Raw genomic sequence first — 19,844 nt, 5'->3', positions numbered from 1 at the left:
CAACTACTTGCCACTTACCCGGTCTACCACCACCTTGTAATGCGGGTCCTCCAATACATTTACTTCTATTAATTCCGCTGCATTTTTCAACAGCAGCTTGCAGTCTTCGCTCAAATGCCGGAGATGCAGCTTTTTATTGACCTTCTTATAACGTTCCGTCAGTTTGTTCAATGCCTCAATACCGCTCATATCTGCCACCCTGCTTTCTTTAAAGTCAATGATCACTTCCCCGGGATCATTCAAAACATCGAATTTCTCGTTGAACGCTGTAACAGATCCAAAAAAAAGAGGGCCATAAATTTCATAATGTTTGATGCCTTGTTCATCCAGGTATTTCCTGGCCCGGATCCTTTTAGCGCTTTCCCATGCAAAAACGAGCGCGGAAATTATTACGCCGGTCAAAACCGCCAGGGCAAGGTTGTGTAATAATATCGTAATAACAGCCACCAGCATGCCTACAAAAATATCGTGCCTGGGCATTTTTCCGATCATCCGGATGCTGACCCATTCAAACGTACCGATTGATACCATGATCATTACACCCGTAAGCGCTGCTATAGGTATTTTCTCAATAAGAGAGGAGCCGAACATAATGAATACCAGCAGCATTACGGCAGCAACAATACCGGACAGCCTCACCCTCGCACCGGCTGAAATATTAATTAAGCTTTGACCAATCATGGCGCAGCCGCCCATGCCGGAGAATAAACCCGTAATAATATTCGCTGCGCCTTGCGCTACAGCCTCTTTATTACCCCGCCCACGGCTTTCTGTTATTTCATCAATGAGGTTCAGGGTAAGCAGGCTTTCAGTTAATCCAACACCGGCCATAATGGATGCATAAGGAAAAATAATTTCCAGGGTTTCCAGTGAAAACGGTAAGTCGGGAATATGAAAGGGAGGAAATCCGCCTTTAATGGAAGCAATATCTCCTACCGTACGGGTTTGAATGCCAAAGCCGATTACAATGCCGGAAATAACCAGGATGGCCGCCAGCGAGGAAGGTATCACCCTGGTGAGCCTGGGCAGTCCCCAAATGATCAGCATGGCCAGCAAAACGAGCCCGGTCATGATAAATAAAGGGGGGCCGCTCATCCAGTGTAAAACACCGTTGGCATCGGCGGTTTTAAACTGAACAAGCTGCGCCATGAAAATAATAATGGCCAGCCCGTTTACAAAGCCGAACATAACAGGGTGAGGCACCAGTCGTATAAATTGCCGAGCCGCAGCAACCCCGCAATTACCTGGATAATGCCCGCCAGTACAACCGTGGCAAAAACATATTCTACGCCATGTGATTTGACCAGCGATACAAGTACTACCGCCACGGCGCCGGTAGCGCCGGAGATCATTCCCGGGCGCCCTCCGAATACAGCAGTAACCAACCCCATTATAAATGCTGCATACAGGCCGGTTAATGGCGATAAACCAGCTATAATCGCAAATGCCACTGCCTCCGGAATTAATGCCAGCGCTACAGTTAAACCGGATAATACTTCCGTCTTGTAATTTACTTTTTGTTTAAAATCAAATAAATTAAGGTAAGCCCTCATGCTGATGGTTTATTAAAATGATAGTAGTAAATAAAATGAGATGGCGCCGCAGGAATATACGGTGCACTTTAACGGTTTATGATCCGCTATTATGGTGGAGTAGGACGAGTATGTTTGGTGATCATGCTCATAAAGCGAGGCGCAAAACTAGTAATTTTTTTATAAACCGGTAATTTTTGGTCAAATCATTCCCTAAGCTGCTACAACATCGTTAAACCGCAGGCAAATGATACATTCAGGAAACAGACTTCCTGAACGCCGACGGAGATACCTGTGTATGCTTTTTGAAGTATTTTATAAAATAAGAAGGATCATCAAAGCCTAAGCGATACCCGATTTGGTTAACATTAAGATTGGAATGTAATAACAAACGTTGCGCCTCCAGGATAATGCGCTCCTGTATCATCAGGGAAGGTGTTTTATTCAGCGCTTGCCTGGTAATGTCGGATAAGGTTCTCGGCGATATGTATAACAGGTTGGCATATTCAGCCACGGTAAGCCCCTGGTTGTAATGCTCATCCACAAGACTTATGAATTTTGCAAGCTGCATCCTTTTCTCGTCCGGCGCAGAACAAGCACTGCCTTCACTTTGCTCCGACTCATTTTTCTTCCGCTGAATCTGAATGAGAAACAACTTCAGGTAAGCTCTTAATAATTCTTCCCTTCCAAAAGTATCTTCATGCGCCAGCTCCCTTTTTATTTGCCGGGTATATTCATCTAAAATACGGTCCATGCTCTTGTCAATACCGCAGAATGGCTGTTGATAAGGGCTACTGAAAATATTGTATTTCAAAAAGAAATCCGTTTCATTATCGCTTTGAACCAGGAATGTTTCATTGAAGTGGATTAAAACGCCTTTGTAATGGGTATGGTGGTCGAAGTAGTGAACCTGGCTTTTGGCAATAAAGAATACAGTGTTTTTGAATACCTCGTATGCTTTAAAATCAACGAAGTGCCTGCCCTTACCGCTTTTAAACCAAATGATCTGGTAAAAGCTGTGAATATGTGGCGGGGTAGTATTGCCCTTATTCTTTTTTAAGTAGTCGTTTAAATCATGAATAGCAAATTGCGGCTTACCAGGCTGGTTCCTGTTAAGATGGTATTCATTGATGATATTCTTGTCTTTTGCCATAATCTGCGCAGTTGCTGCTTTCACCCGTTGTCAGTGCCGAATTTACGGAAATCAGGCAGCAGTAGGGGATAGGCCATGCCACTTTTAATGATTGCTTATATCTACCATAAAAATGCTTATTTGTACAATAAATAACCTGGAGCAAAGAACCATTTTTGCAAAATGAAACCGGAAAATGATGTAATTATTATCGGAGGAGGCCTGAGTGGCCTGGCTTTAGCATATTTTCTCCAAAAAAAAGGGATTGCCGCTACTGTTTTAGAAGGTGCTGAAAGATTGGGAGGGCGTATACATACGGCTGCCGGCGCTCTTGGTACGCCTTTGGAGCTGGGTGCTACCTGGTTTTCAGATATGCACCCGCAGCTGTTATCGCTGATAGCGGAATTGGGTTTAAAAAAATATCCTCAATTCTCCCAGGGCATATCACTGTTTCAAACGAAATCATTTGAACCTGCCCAGCAGTTTTTTGTGCCTGCAGCTGAGGCGCCTTCGTATCGCCTTGCCGGCGGTACCGGAATGCTTATTAAGGCGCTGTCAGAAAAGCTGCCGCCTGGTTCCATCAGATTAAACGCTAAAGTGGTGGCGGTTCGGGAGGCTGGCAATAGCCTCACAGCGGAAACGGCCGGTGGTAATTTTTATACCGGTAAAGCCATTATAAGTTGTATACCTCCGCAGCTGGTGGCCTCACAGGTAGCAATTTTACCGGAATTACCGCAGTTTGTACTGGATGTGCTGCCAAATGTGCAAACCTGGATGGCCGGTGCAATAAAATTTGCACTGGAATATGCGCAGCCGTTCTGGCGTACCAGGGGATTTTCGGGAATGTTATACAGTCATGCCGGAATTATAGTGGAGATGTATGATCATACCAATTTTGAAGAGAACCGGTTTGGGTTCACCGGCTTCCTGAATAACGGCGCCGCTTCCTATGCCCCGGAAGTACGCAGGGAGTTGGTGCTGCGGCAATTAAGTGAGCTGATGGGCAGCGGAATTCCGTTGCCGGTTGCTTATTACGATAAAGTATGGAATAACGAATTTATAATACACGGAACGCCTGTTATTTTACGTCCTCACCAGGATAACGGGCATCCTGTCTTACGCTCATCCTATATGAATGGTAAATTTCATTTTTGCGGCACGGAAACGGCAACAGCATGTCCGGGTTATATGGAAGGCGCAGTGGTAGCCGCTAAATTTATTGCTGACAGGCTGTAGCGGCGCTTAGCGTTTATTTCTACGTATAAATCACATGAATGGCATCGGAAGTAGCACAAGGCATTACAGAAAATAGGGCAAAGATATTGGGGGAGATTGCGGTTTCCTGTTTAAAGTTGGGAACTATAGGATTGGGCGGTATTGCGGGTATGGTAGCCACGTGTTTTATCAGCCAGGCGTTCATCTCTTAATTCAATCGCAATTTTCTCACGTAGGTATTGAATAAGTAGTTCTTCTCGTTCTATATCCAAAATGTCTGCGAGTTCTGACATAGCAGCAACTTGTCTTAAGAGCAGTCCTTTAGCTTCCCGTTTAGCACGCAGTATTTCTCCAACCGTTTTCTTATGATCCATTTTATGCCATTTGAACATTTTGACTTGACAGATAGTGTGAGGTATATGTAGTTTTAGCGGAGCGAAAATTAATTCCGCTGGAAAAGAAAAATTTGTATTTTACCTGAAGATCGCATCCGCCCACCCCTCCAAAAAAACGGTAATGATTTTATAACAGTGGATTCAGGGCTGTATATTTAATTTTGTGGTTCATGGAACTGACCGTACCAAACGAAGCCGCATTATGGCGGCAGGTAATAGCCGGCGACCGGCAGGCATTCAAGACCTTGTACGAGGCTTATGCTGACCTGCTGTTTGCCTATGCCTGCAGGTATGTGGCTGACCGGGAGATCATCAGGGACTGTATTCACGACCTGTTCGTAGACCTGTATGGTTCCCACCGCAACCTGGCGCCGCAGCCGAACGTGAAGTACTACCTGCTGGTATCGTTCCGCCGGAAGCTGCATGCGCGGCAAAAAAAGGCGTCCCTGCTGGCGCTGCAGGAAGACATGACCTTTCCCGGTAATACCTTTTCGCTTGCCTTTAATGCAGATGATATAGAAAGCCGCCTGATCGCAAACGAAGCCCAGCGGGAGCAGCTGCAACAGCTGACCGCCGAAATGAACCGCCTGCCGGCCCGGCAGAAGGAGATCCTGTACCTGAAATACCATTGCGGACTGGAATATGAAGAGATAGCGGCCCTCATGAACATTACCATACCTACCTGCCGTACCCTGGCCTACAGGGCTATCCGGCAACTGCGGCGGGAACTGCTGGCCGCACCGGCGCATGCCCTGGGCCTGCTGCTGTTCCTCTGCACAAAAAACTTCTGAAAATTTTTTCCGGCCGGGAGTCTATAAATCTTCTTTCCCTTTCTCTATTATTCAGGGGAACTATTATTTATGGCCAGGAACAAAAAACATCCCGGGGATAACGGGGAGCCTGAAGGGCTTCCGGATCATGGCAAACAGGCGGAACGCCTGCGGGCCATTGTTCGCGCGTCCGGCAACGAGCGGCTGTCGCCTGCGGAAAAGGAGCTGCTGTGGCAGCGCATCGAGGCAGACCTGGCGCCCGCACCAAAGATAGCGCCCATGTGGCGCAGGCTCAGCGCCGCGGTAGTAATACTGCTGCTGATATCTGCCGGCATATGGGGCTGGCGCAGCCTGCACCGGCCCTCCCGCCAAAGCCTGCTGGCCTTTGCCACGGCACAGTCGGTAAATATGACTGGCACCACTACCCGGCTTATGCTGGGCAATCATCAGCAGTTGTTGCTGCGCAACAACCGTTCCTCCATTACTTACCGGCAGCAGGGCGCTGTACAGGCAGATACGCAGCTGGTAACGCAGCACCTGGACAACGGAAAGCCTGCCTTCAATACGCTCATTGTACCTTATGGCAACACCGCTTCCCTTGTGCTGGAAGACGGTACCAGGGTATGGCTCAATGCCGGATCGCGGCTGGTATATCCGGCCGCTTTTGCCGCAAAGAAACGGGAAGTGTTCCTGGAAGGCGAAGCATATTTTGATGTGCGGCCATCTGCAGGGCAGCCGTTCTCTGTATATACTTCCGACCTGGAAGTGAAAGTGCTGGGCACCGCCTTTAACGTTACCGCCTACCGCGACGATGCAGGGCAGCAGGTGGTGCTTACCAGCGGCAGCGTGGCGCTGGAAGCGCACAAAGGCCCTGCTGTACACAGGGAACAGAAACAGCTGGCGCCGGGCAACATGGCTGCCTATGCACCCGGTGCGGGAGATATAACGGTAAAGGATGTACGGACCGAAGAATACGTTTCCTGGAAAGATGGGCATATCAGGGCGCTGCACACGCCGCTGGAAGACATACTGAAAAAATTATCACGTTATTATAATCAACCAATACAGGTGAACAGTCAGCAGGGAAAGGAAACTTTTTCCGGCGACCTTGACCTGCAAAAGAACCTGACAGATGTTTTGAGCATCGTTGCCGCCACCACTTCTATGCAGTATGAGAAAAGCGGCAACACCATCATACTTAAAAACAAACCATAATGGTCGGGTAAGGAACCGGAAGATGCTGGAAACATCTTCCGGTTAAGACGGCTTAGGGAAATAAGCCGCCCGGCTAACTATTGTAATAATTAAACCAAACAAATGTATGCAAAATTTTTACGTTTGTTGGCGCATCTTGCTGTACAGCAAAGCGCCAGCCAAAGTATGGTATGCTATGCGACTTACAGCCATCCTGTTTTTCCTTGGCCTGCTGGGGGTGCAGGCCAGCTCTTTCTCACAGAACACCCCTTTGACCGTGCATGTTAAAAATGCGCCGCTGCACGAGCTTTTCAAACAGATCCAGCAGCAGAGCAACTGGAAGATCTTTTATAAAGATGAACTGGTAAGCAGGGCGGGCACGGTTACACTGCATATGCGGGAACGCCGCATTGTGGAAGTGCTGGACAAAGCGCTGGAAGGCACGCCCCTGGGATATACCATTGTAGGTAACCAGGTGGCGATAGTGCCGAAGGAGCAGGCGCCGGCGCGATTCCTGCAGCAGGTGCGGAATGACTCGCTGGTAACGATCAAGGGACGTGTATATGATACGCATGAACCACCACAGGGCCTGCCGGGCGTAACCATCATTGTAAAAGGCCGACCGGCCATGGGTACCACCACCGACCCCGATGGCTACTTCTCTATACAGGCGCCCCGCAACCAGTTGCTGGTATTTTCCCTGGTGGGCTACGAGCCCGCCGAGCACATGGTGCTGGGCGGCAACAGCGGGCTTTCCATCTCCCTGAAGGAAAAAGTGGCTGCGCTGGATGAAGTGGTAGTAGTAGGCCTTACCGAGCAGCAGCGCAAGCACATTGCCAGCTCCGTAGCTTCACTGAATGTAAAATCGGCCCTGAACGGCAAACCCATTACCACCATTTCCCAGGCGCTGCAGGGCGGTGTTACAGGGTTGCAGGTGAACCAGGCTTCCGGCCTGCCCGGCGGCGATGCCGCCACTATCAAAATAAGGGGCATTTCTACACTGAACGGCTCCGATCCGCTGGTGATCGTGGATGGGGTACCTATGGATATGGAATTCATAGACCCGTTAACGATAGAGAACGTGACCGTACTGAAAGATGCCGCTGCTGCCGCCATTTATGGGGCCAGGGCCGCCAACGGCGTTATACTGGTGACTACCAGGCGGGGAGTTCCCGGGCGTGTAGCCGTTACCTACGACGGTTATTACGGCGTACAGTCGCCCACCGTTATGTCCCGGATCGTAGATGGCCCTACCTATATGCGGATGTATAATGAAGCGCTCGTGAACGCCGGCAAAGAGCCGCTCTATTCCGATGATGACATCCAACAGACTATTGAAGGCAAAGATCCTATACGATATCCGAATACCGACTGGCAAAAGCTGATCATTGACAAAACGGCGCCTATTACCAGCCACTCTGTTGGCGTTAGCGGCGGTAACAGCCTGGCCCGTTTTGCCATGAACGTGAATTACCAGTATCAGGGCGGTATGACGCCTGTTACCAGCAGCAAGAAATATAACATCAGGGCCAACACCTCCGTTTCGCTGGCAAAGAACCTCCAGGTGAACATGGACCTGATGGCCATTAAAAGGAATATACTGCTGCCTAACCGTACCCTTGGCAATGATGGCACCCGCCTGCTGGAAGATGTGTACCGTGTGCCGCCTACCATCGTGCCCAGGTATCCCCGGAAAGACGGCTCCACCACCGATATATACGGCCGTTATGTGGATATTGTGAACCCGCTGGCGTACGCAGAGGTGGGAGGCCGTACGGAAAGGGAGTACGCCCAGTCCAGCATTAACCTGCAGCCCAAGTGGGAAGTAATTCCCGGACTGAACCTGCGCGGGCAGTTCAGCTACCGCCTCAACAGCGACCTGGAAGGCAGCACCCGCGAAAACTATAATTTTTTCGATTATTATACAGGCCAGCTGCTGCAAACCTGGGGCCAGCAGCGAAGCTATACGCTGCTGCGCACCACTTATTATTACCTTGGCGCCAATGCGGATTATACCCTTGATGTAGGCAAACACCACTTTTTTGCAATGGCCGGCTATTCGCAGGAAGAAAATAATTTTACCGAGAAGACCAATACCCCGCTGAAGATCTGGTCCATTATATCCACCTACGCCAAGCTCAATTACTCTTATGACGACCGCTACCTGCTGGAACTCACCGCCCGTATGGACGGCTCTTCCAAGTTTGCTTCCGGTAACAAGTACGGCGTTTTCCCCTCGGTTGCAGTGGGGTGGAACCTGGCGAAGGAAAATTTCCTGCAGGATTCAAAGGTGATCAGCAACATGAAGCTGCGCGCATCCTACGGGCAGCTGGGTAATGAAAGTATCGGGGAATACAGGTACCAGACCACCATTAACAGCAGCACCGGCCTGGAAACCGGTTACGGCAATCCTAACATCAGCTGGGAGAAAGTGAATATGCTGGATGTAGGGCTGGACCTGGGCCTGTTCCATAACAAGCTGGAGGTGGTAATGGATTATTACGACAAGCGCACGGACGATATCATACTCTTTCCTCCCCTGTCGCTTATAGGCGGATTTGAAGACAAGGTGCCTGTGAATGCGGGCAAGGTGCGTAACAGGGGCTTTGAGCTGTCCATGAACTACAATGGCAACATTGGAAAGAACGTGGAAGTATCTTTCCGTCCCGGTGTTACTTACAACGACAACAAGATCACATCGCTGCAGAACGGGCCGTATGTGACCACCACCCAGATCGACCAGGAAGGCAGCCCTGTCAAAAGCATGTTCGGGTACAAGACCGACGGCCTGTTGCAGGAGCATGATTTTGACGCCGATGGCAATCCGCTTGTACCAACGCTTCCCGGCTCCCGGCCAGGCGATATCAAGTACCTGGACCTGAACGGCAACAAGATCATTGACAGTGATGACCAGACCATGATCGGCAATACTACGCCCAGGCTGAACTATTTTGCGAACTTCCGTATTGCCTGGAAAGGCCTGGACCTTGAGTTCCTGCTGCAGGGAACAGGTAGTGCAGATGCGCTGCTGGAAGGCATGCTGGCCCTGCCCCTGGACAACAGCAAGGACGGCGGCGTGCCTACCCGTTTTTATGCAGATAACTACTGGACACCGCAGCGCACCAACGCCATGTTCCCCCGCCTGAGCTCCCTGCCCTCCAACAACAAGCTGTCGTCTGACTTCTGGTTCCAGAATTCCGCTTACCTGCGTGTAAAATATATACAGCTGGGTTACAGGATGGAATCCGATTTCCTGAAACGGGCGGGCATCAAAGGACTGCGTTTTTATCTAAACGCGCAGAACCCGCTCACCTTTACTTCCCTGAAGCTCACCGACCCCGAAAGCCAGGGCAACCAGTGGACCTATGGTGTAATGAAGGCATTTATTGCAGGCCTTAATATTCAACTTTAATTCTGTGCACTATGAATAAGATCAATATAATCATACTTTGTGCAGCAGCGCTCCTGCTGGGCGGCTGCGAGAAGTTCCTGACCCATGACGATCCCGTGAATGTGGTGGACGACACCTGGTGGAAAATAGAGGCCAATGCTACGAATGCGCTGGGCAGCGTTTATTCAGGCCTGCCTGGTGGCGCCAGTGGCAGGCAGCTGATGTTCCTTTCCGCCCTCAGCGATGAAGCCGTGGCAAGGCAGGATACGCGTGGCGCTTACGAAGCCTATACGAAAGGTTTGCATAACAGTGACTGGGGCGTGGCCACAAATCTGTGGCGCGACGATTACAAAGATATACGGCGCGCCTGCCGCTTCCTGGAGAATGTAGACCGATGTTATATGGATTCCACGCTGAAGGAGCGTTACAAGAATGAAGCCCGCGCCATGCGCGCCTATTACCACATGGAAATGCTGCTTTTCTTTGGAGGTATACCTATTGTAACCACATCGCTGGAGCCGGAGAACGCCAACCTGAAGCGGAATACAGAAAAAGAAGTATATGACTTTGTGTTGAGCGAGCTCACGGCCTGCGCACCCAACCTGCCGGACACCTATGATAACAAGGAAGCATGGCGTATCTCTTCCGGCGTGTGCTGGGCGTTGATCTGCAAGATGGCGATGTTCTATAAAGAGTATGAAACCGCCAGGATGGCCGCCAGGAAAGTAATTGACCAGAACATATATGAACTGTACCGCAGCAGCAATCCGAAGACCAATAGTTTTGCGGAACTGTTCTCCTATGCGGGTGAGCTGAACAAGGAGCGGATCTTCTTCAAGGATAAGGGTTGCGATAATGCCTGGATCACTTTTGCGCCTTATGGCGTGGCAGGCCAGACCGTCGTTTCGCCTACCGCTGTGGTGGTGAATAATTTTGAAACCCTGCAGGGAAAAACGCTGGAAGAGCTGGGCCCTGATTCAATGGAAATCTACAGGAAAGAGCCTTTCTTCAAAAATAACCGCGACCCCAGGATGGTGGCATCTGTGCTGGTGCCGGGCCAGGTATACGAAAAGGTGACGTTGCTTCCCTTTGCTGATGAAGGCAATGACCGTATAGGCCTGCTGAAGTCTACCGCCACCGGTTTCTGGGTGCGCAAATACCTGGATCCTAAGGACCGCAACGGCACCCGCAGCCTCGACTATATGATCATCCGTTATGCCGAGGTACTGCTGAACTATGTGGAAGCGCTGGTGGAACTGGGCGACTGGCAGCACCCCGATGTAGTGATGTACCTGAACGAGATACGTGACCGCGCCGGCATGCCGCCCGTGGATGTGGCAAAATACAATACACAGGAAAAGCTGCGCCAGCTGATACGCCGGGAGCGTATGGCCGAACTGGCGTTTGAGGGCGCGCGCTTTTATGATATCCGCCGCTGGGGCATACTGGGCGATGTGATGAACGGCACCGTATATGGCGCCGTAAATCCTGCAACAGGCCAGCCGGTATCTGTGGAAGTACGCTCCTGTAATGTAGACCGCGACTTCCGGTATCCGATACCGTTAAGTGAAATGCTCGCCAATCCTAACATGGAGCAGAACCCGCTTTATTAACCTATTATCCCTTTACAGTATGGTCACATGGCTGTTCACAGGCCGTGTGACCATACTGTTATTTTCATGCCATCGTTCATGAAGCGGCCTCAATTTTTCAATTACTTACAAACATGCACATGAAAGAAAACAATTCCAGGAGGGCATTCCTGCGGAATGCATTGGGCACTGTTGCGGCATTCACCATTGTGCCGCGGCATGTGCTGGGGAGAGGCTACCTGGCTCCCAGCGACCAGCTGACCAAGGCGGTGATAGGCACCGGCAGCATGGGGCGCGGACATTTCAAATACGCAGGCGCCCGCGTAGTGGCCATCTGCGATGTAGACAGGCAGCACCTACAGCGGGCCCTGGGAATGCTGGAGAAAGGTGTGAAAACTTTTCATGATTACCGGGAGCTGATACAGCTGCCCGAAGTAGATATTGTACACATTGCCACGCCACCGCACTGGCACGGCATTATGGCTGCCGATGCCGCCCGCGCCGGCAAGGATATCTGGTGCGAGAAACCGATGACCCGCACCATTGGCGAAGGTAAGCGTGTAATGGAAGCCGTGCAGCAACATGGCCGCATTTTCCGCCTCAACACCTGGTTCCGCTTTGAAGATAACTTTTACGGCATGGGCACTACCGTGAAACCCATTAAGAAGCTCGTGGAAAGTGGCCTGCTGGGCTGGCCGCTCAAGGTCACCATCAGCCGGCATACCGGTTTTGACTGGAAGTTCTACTGGGTGGGCAAAACCAACCTGCCTGCGGCCACCCCGCCGCCGGAGCTGGACTACGACTTCTGGCTGGGCCCCGCTCCCTACCGCCCCTACAACCCGCACCGCGTGCACCAGACCTTCCGCGGCTACTGGGATTACGATGGCGGCGGCCTGGGTGATATGGGACAACACTACATGGATCCCGTACAATACTTTCTGGGTAAAGATGATACGAGCCCGGTAAGGGTAGAGATAGACGCGCCCCAACAACACCCGGACGCAGTGGGTACCTGGCGCCGTATCACCTATACCTATGAAGACGGTTGCCAGATCATACTCGATGGTGAAGGCAAGGATGAAAAGGCCGCCTACATAGAAGGTCCCAAAGGCAGGTTATATCCTGGTTTCCGTTCCGACATTCCGGACCTGCAACGCAAGCTGGCAGCATTCCCTGACCCGCAGCCGCAGGTAACGGATTTTGTGGATGCGGTGAAGAACCGTAAGAGATTTGCGCTGAACGAGGAGAACGGGCACCGTTCCTGCACGCTGGTGAACATGGGCAAAATTGCCTTGCAGCTGGGACGCCCGCTGCAGTTTGACCCTGTCACACAGCAGTTCGTGAACGATGAAGGCGCCAACCAGCTGATAGACCAGCCTATGCGCGGACCGTGGATACTTTAACTGACCTAACCTTTCAATCATCATGAAGCAATTAATATTTATACTGATATGCTGCTGCCTGTCGCTGTCATTACATGCACAGGCACCGGCAGACCAGCGCACGGTTGCTACCCGCATTGCCGACGCGCTGGCGCAGCTGCCTGCAAAGAACGGGGAACGGCTGAACGCCGTCATGGCGGAGATCACGGCCATGGGCGAAAAGGGGTTGGCCGAAATGGCCGGCCGGCTGGTGCCGGAAGGGCAGGGAGATAACACCCGCCTGGAATATGCGCTGGCAGGCTATGCCCATTACGTAACGCAGCCCGGCCAGGAGGCGCAGCGCGCCGCTGCTGCCAGGGCATTCAGCCATGCGCTGGAAAGTGTGCGCGACAAGGAGAACAAAGCTTTCCTGATCAAGCTGCTGCAGATCACCGGCGGCAAAGAGGCAGTACCTGCCCTGCAGGCTTACCTGGCAGATGAACGCCTGTGTGATCCTGCTGCGCGTGCCCTCCTGGAAACAGGCGCCGGTACGGCCCGGCAGGCTTTGCTGACTGCTTTGTCCAAAGCCTCCGGCTCCTGCCAGCTGCAGCTGGTAACGGCGTTAGGGCATGCCCGTTATAACGCTGCCCTGCCGGTTATTACGCCGCTGGCGACTGCCGGCGACGCACGCCTGCGCAAGGTGGCCCTTTATGCGCTGGCCGGTATCGGGGATGAGCGCAGCGCGCCCATACTGGCCGCCGCTGCGGAAAAGAGCGGTTATACCTTTGACGAAACGGAAGCTACCGCCGCCTACCTGCATTATGCACAGCGGCTGGCGGAGAATGGCGCGGACAAGAAAGCTGCGGATATTGCAGCCACCCTGCTGAAAAAGAGCGGTAGCAACGACCAGGTGCATACCCGTACCGCGGCGTTGCAACTGCTGGCAGGCATACAGGGCGCAGCAGCTACGCCGTTGCTCCTGAACGCCGCTGACGACAGGAATAGCGAATACCGGGAAGCCGCGCTGAAACTGGCGGCCCGTCAACTGAACGCGGTAACCACCGCTGCCTGGATAAAGAAGGCCGGCCAATCCAAAGGCGCTGTAAAGGCGGCTATCATCACCATGCTGGGCCACAGCCGCCGGCAAGCCGCCCTGCCCCTGATCACGGCCTCTCTGAAAGACAGGGATGCCGCAGTGCGGGAAGCTGCCGCAAAGGCTGCGGGCAGCCTGGGTGATGCTGCAGTCATACCAGCCCTGCTGAACGCATTGCAAAGCGCCGATGCCGCAGGTATTGCGAACATCAAGGCTGCATTGCTTACCATCAAAGGTGCTACCGTAACAGACCAGGCGGCCGCCGCCCTGAAAACGGTTCCCCCCGCCGCACAGGCCGCCTTGCTGGAAGTGCTGGCAGCCCGGATGGACAACAGCAGGTCCGGTGAGGTATTGTCGCTGCTCAACAGCACGCAGCCCGGAGTGAAAAAGGCCGCCTTTGCCGCGCTGCCCGCCGTGACCGGTCGTAATGACCTGGACAGGCTTTTCCCCCTGCTGCTGAGCGTACCCGGTACCGAAGCAGGCTTTGTGCAGCAAGCCATTATGGCCGGTCTGCAGGATATGCCGGACAGCACCGCACGCATGCCGCTGGTACTGCAGCAGTTGCAGCAGGCGCCGGCAGACAGGCAATACCTGTTCTACAATATACTGGCGGGCGCCGGCGGCCCGCAGGCCCTGCAAGTAGTGGAAAACGGTTTCAATAACGGCAATGAGCAAACGAAACGGGCGGCGGTGGCGGCCCTGAGCAGCTGGGCGAATGCGGGCGCACTTGACGCGCTGTTCCGTATTGCCGCCAATAAGGCCAACAGCGATTATGCAGCCGTAGCGCTCAAAGGCTACCTGTCATTGGTGCGCAAGGCCGCTTATACACCCGAAATGCGACTGCTGCAGCTTCGCCGCGCCATGGATATTGCACCTGATGCCGGTATAAGGCAGGCTATCCTGAAAAATACAACCCAGTGCAAAACCTTTACCGGTCTTGTGTTTGCGGGCCGCTACCTGGATGATGCCGGTCTGCAGCAGGCCGCTGCCGCTGCTGTTATGAACATTGCCCTGTCCAGCCACGACTTCAGCGGTAAGGAAACCCGCCGCCTGCTGGAAAAAGTATTGCAGGTGCTGAAAGGCGCCGACAGCGACTATCAGAAAGAGGCGATCCGTAAATACCTGGCGGAAATGCCGGCCGGCGACGGACTGGTGCCGATGTTCAACGGGCAGGACCTGGAAGGCTGGAAAGGCCTGGTGGCCGATCCGCTGAAACGCGCCAAAATGAGTCCCGCCCGGCTGGCCGCCGCACAGCAGCAAGCGGATGAGGCTATGCGCCGGTCATGGTCCGTAAAGGACGGGCTGCTGGTATTCAGCGGCAAGGGGGATAACCTGTGCACCGTGAAAAAATACGGTGATTTCGAAATGTATGTTGACTGGAAGATCACGCCACAGGGCGATGCCGGCATTTACCTCCGCGGTACCCCCCAGGTGCAGATATGGGATACCTCCCGGCGGGACGTGGGCGCACAGGTGGGCTCCGGCGGTCTTTACAACAACCAGCAGCACCCCGGCAAGCCGCTGGTGCTGGCTGATAATGCCATTGGTGAGTGGAACACCTTTCATATCACTATGAAAGGCGACCGGGTAACAGTATACCTGAACGGCAGGCTGGTGGTGGATAACACCATACTGGAGAACTACTGGGATCGCAACCTGCCCATCTTCCCCGAAGAGCAGATAGAACTGCAGGCGCATGGTACCTATGTGGCATACCGCGACCTGTACATCCGCGAGATACCCCGCCCCCGGCCCTTTACGCTCAGCGAGGCGGAGCAGAAGGAAGGCTTTAAGGTGCTGTTTGATGGCACCAACATGCATGAATGGACGGGCAATACGCATGACTACGTGCTGGAAAACGGCAACATTGTGATCTATCCGCAGAAAGGCGGGCACGGTAACCTGTATACGAAAGATGAGTACAGCGATTTCAACTTCCGTTTCGAGTTCCAGCTTACACCAGGCGCCAATAACGGCCTGGGTGTACGCGCACCGCTGGAAGGCAACGCCGCCTATGAAGGCATGGAGCTGCAGATACTTGATAACGAAGCCGATATCTACAAGGATCTGCATGTGTACCAGTATCATGGCTCCGTATATGGCGTGATACCGGCCAAACGCGGCTACCTGAAGCCCGCGGGCGAGTGGAACCAGCAGGAAGTGATCCTGAAAGGCAGCAAGGTGAAAGTGATCCTGAACGGTACCGTCATTCTGGATGGTGATATTGCTGAAGCCAGCAGGAACGGTACGGCGGACGGCAAACAGCATCCGGGACTGAAGCGTACCAGTGGGCATATCGGCTTCCTGGGGCACGGCTCCGTAGTGCGGTTCCGAAATATCCGCATCAGGGACCTCTCGGATAAGCACACGAAATAATAACGGTTACACAGTTGTGAAGAATGAGCCCGGAAGCCTGGCTTCCGGGCTTTTTTTTATGGGTTACCCTTACTTTTATGATCGCTATCGATGATACACCCCGGGCATCTTACATTCTATATAGGGAGTTGGAGTATCTTGTTTAATTCTAAATTTTACTTGTTCACGCCCAAGTCCTCGAAATCTCCGGCAGAGAAGTTAGCAGTGGCTGTTTTAGAATAACTGTTCTTAAGATCAATGCTTATAGTTACTGAACGTTTTAATTGGTTGCCCGTGAGGTTTATACCGGTGATTGAAGCGAGTCGAAGGGGCTGGTGATTTTTATTTTAGCGCTATCTTGAACATAAGTATTCGTACGAACGTTACGAGTTCATTGATTCCCGCCAGTTTTCCAATTATCTTAATGTTTTTTTACGCAGAAAGCCATTTTTAAATTATTTGGTTCAAGGGTTATAAAGTCGCGTCGGTTTCTTCGTCAGGTACTTTATAATCAGTAAGATCAATTGAGGCGATGATCTTTCTACGCACTCGATCACGGATAAATCCTTTTAGGTGTTTGATGGTTTTACCAATTGTGTTGGCCCTCATCCCGGTCACTGTTGTTACCAATTTACGACATGATTATAGGTACCCGAAATGGTGCCCTTTCAATTTGAATTCGTTTAGTTTGAATTGACTTAATATTTGTAAAGTGAGAGAACTTGTCTGAGTAGTAAAAGCGAAAAAGCCCGTAAATCGTCGATTTACAGGCTTTTTCCCTAAAAATGTATCAGTCTTTTGGAACCGTTGCGTTCCGTTACGCGGACCGGACGGGACTCGAACCCGCGACCTCCGCCGTGACAGGGCGGCATTCTAACCGACTGAACTACCGATCCTCCTTAACTTTACAGGCGTACCTGTTCCGTTTTGGGATTGCAAAGATAGCGACAAACCATCGAATTCTGCAAATATTTTTTCAGAAAAACTTTTCCCCTTTATCTTTACACTGTTCTTTAACCAATTTTAAATTCTATTATGCAATTCCTGGACTTTGAAAAACCTATTGCGGACCTGTATGAACAATTGGAAAAGCTAAAGGAAAACGGCCAGAAGTCTGGTGTTGATGTTTCTGCTACCGTAAAAGAATACCAGCAGAAAATTGATACTACCCGGCAGGACATTTACTCCAAGCTTACCAGCTGGCAAAAAGTACAGCTGAGCAGGCATCCCGATAGGCCCTATACTATGGCGTATGTTGAAAAAATGTGCACCAATTTCCTGGAGCTGCATGGCGATAGGAACGTGAAGGATGATAAAGCTATGGTAGGTGGCTTTGCTGAGCTGGACGGTGAAACCATCATGGTTATTGGCCAGCAGAAAGGTATTAACACTAAAATGCGCCAGATCCGCAACTTCGGCATGGCCAATCCCGAAGGGTATCGCAAGGCCCTTCGCCTGATGAAGCTGGCCGAAAAGTTTAACAAGCCCATTGTAACCCTCATTGATACTCCCGGAGCTTTCCCCGGTTTGGAAGCAGAAGAAAGAGGCCAGGGCGAAGCCATTGCCCGTAACCTGTTTGAAATGGTAAAGCTGCGCGTGCCCGTGATCTGTGTAATCATCGGCGAAGGCGCTTCCGGCGGTGCGCTCGGCATCGGCATTGGAGATCGTGTGTTCATGCTGGAAAACAGCTGGTACACGGTAATTTCCCCGGAAAACTGCTCTACCATACTGTGGCGTACCTGGAACTTCAAGGAAAAAGCCGCAGAAGAGCTGAAATTAACCTCCGACCACATGAGCAAATTTGGTTTGGTGGATGGTGTGATCAAAGAACCTTTAGGCGGTGCGCACGTCAATCCCGACGAAGCAGCCGCCATTTTAAAGACCACCCTCAAACAAACCCTGGCAGAGCTGAAAAAAATAGATCCTGATACGCGCATAGAGCAGCGTATCGATAAATTCAGCCGCATGGGATTTTTCGATGAACGGTAAAAAATATTTAGAGATCACAGGCCAAATGCTAATCTTTGCAAACTTTTTGGCTTATAAATAATTCATGGAACAGTTAAGAGGATCGGGTGTAGCCCTGGTTACACCGTTCAAAGCAGATGAAAGCATCGACTGGAATGCTTTGGAAAAATTGATTGATCATGTGATCACCGGCGGAATAGATTATGTAGTGTCTTTAGGCACCACCGGCGAAACGCCCACGCTTTCAGCAGAAGAAAAGCTGGACCTCATAAAGTTCACCTTTGAAAAAGTAAATAAGCGTGTACCCGTAGTGGTAGGCATTGGGGATTATAATACACGCGATGTTGTGAAGCGGCTCGAAACCTGCCCGCTGGATGAAGCCGTGGCCGTGCTCAGCGTGGCGCCCTACTACAGTAAGCCAAGCCAGGAAGGCATTTTCCAGCATTATAAAGCCATTGCAAAAGCTTCTCCCAAACCAGTGATCCTGTACAACGTGCCGGGCCGCACCGGCCGTAACATGACCGCCGCCACCACGCTGCGCCTGGCCCGTGAAGTAGAGAACATTGCAGCCATGAAAGAAGCAAGCGGCGATATGGTGCAGTGCATGCAAATCATTAAAGACAAGCCCGAAGGCTTCCTGGTAATCAGCGGCGATGATGCCCTGGCCATGCCCCAGCTGGCCTGCGGCATGGATGGCGTAATATCCGTAGCCGCTAACTACTTTGCTGCTGATTTTTCCGCCATGGTACACGCTGCCCTGGCGAATGATCTGCCGTTGGCCCGCACCCTGCATTACAAGATGCAGGAAGCTTTTGACCTGATGTTTGCCGAAAATAACCCGGCCGGCATTAAAGCCTTTTTACAGCACGGCGGCCTGATGGAACAGGCCTTCCGCCTGCCGGTAGTGCCTGTAAGCAGCGAGCTGAATGGAAAGATCAAAAGCTTTCTTGATAAGTTTAAATAAGGATTTGGATAATTTTTTTTGAGGAAAGACCTGGCGGTGCATACTGCCGGGTCTTTTTTTGCCTGGGGTCTTTTGGTCGTATTGCAGGTTTTCCTGTAAGTGCTGCAAAACATCAATAACTGCAGTATTTTTCTATTCCTTATGGGGCTTTTCCAGCCCGCCCAACCAGGGCACAATGAGGGCGCAACTTCCTTTCTTTGCACAAATTCCTGTCCCTGGTTATGCCTGTTCACCTGCAGTCCAACTGCACCCCAACTGCGGAAAAACTGGGTTTTCCCTGGGGAGCTATTGCTGCGCTATTGCTGCGCAACTACTCCCCCCTACATAAACCCCCACATCTTTTCCCACATCCATTATACGCATATCCATACACCTCATATTCATCTATTCCACATCCTCAATCTTCCCCATCCCCACAGCCCCATATTCTCAATCCACCTTCTCAATTCACCCGCTCCCATCCACTCGCTCTTTCCCATCTGCACATCTGCATATCTGCACATCCGCACATCCACCTCCATCCGCACATCAAATCACATACGTCGCCCCTTCCTCCGACAGCTCCGTATTCGGAAATACCGGCCGGCATTCATCCAAAAAAGGCTGCAGCTCCGTATACTTCGAAGAAAAATGCCCTATCAGCAGGCGTTTGGCGCCCGCCTTTGCCGCCAGGGTAGCGGCCTGCACCGATGTGCTGTGGTAGCGCTCCGCCGCCCGTTCGGCCAGCGCATGCAGGTAAGTGGTTTCATGGTACACCAGGTCGGCATGCTGCATTTGTGTGATCAGCTCCTCATCGTAAATAGTATCGGCGCAGTACACGTATTTTTTGCCGGCAGGAGGGGGCAGGGTTACCCAGTGGTTTTTTACCAGCAGGCCGTCTTT

Annotated in this window: 12 protein-coding genes, 1 tRNA gene and 2 pseudogenes; 9 read left to right on the top strand and 6 right to left on the bottom strand. The window is 51.8% G+C overall.

The window, feature by feature from the left end; all coding sequences use genetic code 11:
* Positions 1–3: 3 nt before the first annotated feature.
* The 3 genes and pseudogenes from VFS25_RS01985 to VFS25_RS01975 all read right to left on the bottom strand — a co-directional run bounded on the left by VFS25_RS01985 (position 4) and on the right by VFS25_RS01975 (position 2,709).
* Positions 4–453 (bottom strand): STAS domain-containing protein, encoded by a 450-nt coding sequence (locus VFS25_RS01985; RefSeq protein ID WP_326460452.1) that lies wholly within the window; start codon positions 451–453, stop codon positions 4–6.
* Positions 454–510: 57 nt separating this feature from the next.
* Positions 511–1,553 (bottom strand): annotated as a pseudogene (locus tag VFS25_RS01980) (SulP family inorganic anion transporter); the annotation flags it as partial.
* A 235-nt stretch (positions 1,554–1,788) separates the two neighbouring features.
* Positions 1,789–2,709, bottom strand: coding sequence for an AraC family transcriptional regulator (locus tag VFS25_RS01975; RefSeq protein ID WP_326460431.1), 921 nt, complete (start codon positions 2,707–2,709; stop codon positions 1,789–1,791).
* Positions 2,710–2,847: 138 nt separating this feature from the next.
* On the opposite strand from VFS25_RS01975, the gene VFS25_RS01970 reads away from it, so the two are divergent.
* Positions 2,848–3,900, top strand: coding sequence for an NAD(P)/FAD-dependent oxidoreductase (locus VFS25_RS01970; protein ID WP_326460430.1), 1,053 nt, complete (start codon positions 2,848–2,850; stop codon positions 3,898–3,900).
* 110 nt (positions 3,901–4,010) lie between these two features.
* Here the strand turns inward: VFS25_RS01970 and VFS25_RS01965 are convergent, their stop codons facing one another.
* Entirely contained in the window at positions 4,011–4,253 is a 243-nt protein-coding gene (locus VFS25_RS01965; RefSeq protein ID WP_326460429.1) for a hypothetical protein, read from the bottom strand.
* A gap of 191 nt (positions 4,254–4,444) precedes the next feature.
* On the opposite strand from VFS25_RS01965, the gene VFS25_RS01960 reads away from it, so the two are divergent.
* From VFS25_RS01960 to VFS25_RS01935, 6 genes are all read left to right on the top strand, one after another.
* Positions 4,445–5,065, top strand: coding sequence for an RNA polymerase sigma factor (locus tag VFS25_RS01960; protein WP_326460428.1), 621 nt, complete (start codon positions 4,445–4,447; stop codon positions 5,063–5,065).
* 69 nt (positions 5,066–5,134) lie between these two features.
* Positions 5,135–6,259, top strand: coding sequence for a FecR family protein (locus VFS25_RS01955; protein ID WP_326460427.1), 1,125 nt, complete (start codon positions 5,135–5,137; stop codon positions 6,257–6,259).
* Between the two features lie 106 nt (positions 6,260–6,365).
* Positions 6,366–9,650 carry a TonB-dependent receptor gene (locus tag VFS25_RS01950; protein ID WP_326460426.1) on the top strand — a complete coding sequence of 1,095 codons (3,285 nt, stop codon included), beginning with the start codon at positions 6,366–6,368 and terminating at the stop codon, positions 9,648–9,650.
* Between the two features lie 11 nt (positions 9,651–9,661).
* Positions 9,662–11,242, top strand: coding sequence for a RagB/SusD family nutrient uptake outer membrane protein (locus tag VFS25_RS01945; RefSeq protein ID WP_326460425.1), 1,581 nt, complete (start codon positions 9,662–9,664; stop codon positions 11,240–11,242).
* 119 nt (positions 11,243–11,361) lie between these two features.
* Positions 11,362–12,624 carry a Gfo/Idh/MocA family oxidoreductase gene (locus tag VFS25_RS01940; RefSeq protein ID WP_326460424.1) on the top strand — a complete coding sequence of 421 codons (1,263 nt, stop codon included), beginning with the start codon at positions 11,362–11,364 and terminating at the stop codon, positions 12,622–12,624.
* 22 nt (positions 12,625–12,646) lie between these two features.
* Complete coding sequence (locus VFS25_RS01935; protein ID WP_326460423.1) at positions 12,647–16,051, top strand: DUF1080 domain-containing protein; 3,405 nt, start codon at positions 12,647–12,649, stop codon at positions 16,049–16,051.
* An 801-nt stretch (positions 16,052–16,852) separates the two neighbouring features.
* Here the strand turns inward: VFS25_RS01935 and VFS25_RS01930 are convergent.
* Positions 16,853–16,926, bottom strand: a tRNA-Asp gene (locus tag VFS25_RS01930).
* Between the two features lie 139 nt (positions 16,927–17,065).
* On the opposite strand from VFS25_RS01930, the gene VFS25_RS01925 reads away from it, so the two are divergent.
* Positions 17,066–18,019 (top strand): acetyl-CoA carboxylase carboxyltransferase subunit alpha, encoded by a 954-nt coding sequence (locus VFS25_RS01925; protein WP_326460422.1) that lies wholly within the window; start codon positions 17,066–17,068, stop codon positions 18,017–18,019.
* A gap of 64 nt (positions 18,020–18,083) precedes the next feature.
* Entirely contained in the window at positions 18,084–18,962 is an 879-nt protein-coding gene (gene dapA / locus VFS25_RS01920; RefSeq protein WP_326460421.1) for a 4-hydroxy-tetrahydrodipicolinate synthase, read from the top strand.
* A gap of 528 nt (positions 18,963–19,490) precedes the next feature.
* Here the strand turns inward: dapA and VFS25_RS01915 are convergent.
* A pseudogene (locus VFS25_RS01915) lies at positions 19,491–19,844 on the bottom strand (ribonuclease Z); the annotation flags it as partial.

This window comes from Chitinophaga sp. (assembly GCF_035761305.1).
Lineage (GTDB): Bacteria > Bacteroidota > Bacteroidia > Chitinophagales > Chitinophagaceae > Chitinophaga.
Note: the sequence above shows the minus strand (reverse complement) of the source record. Positions and strands in the feature narration are given on the sequence as shown.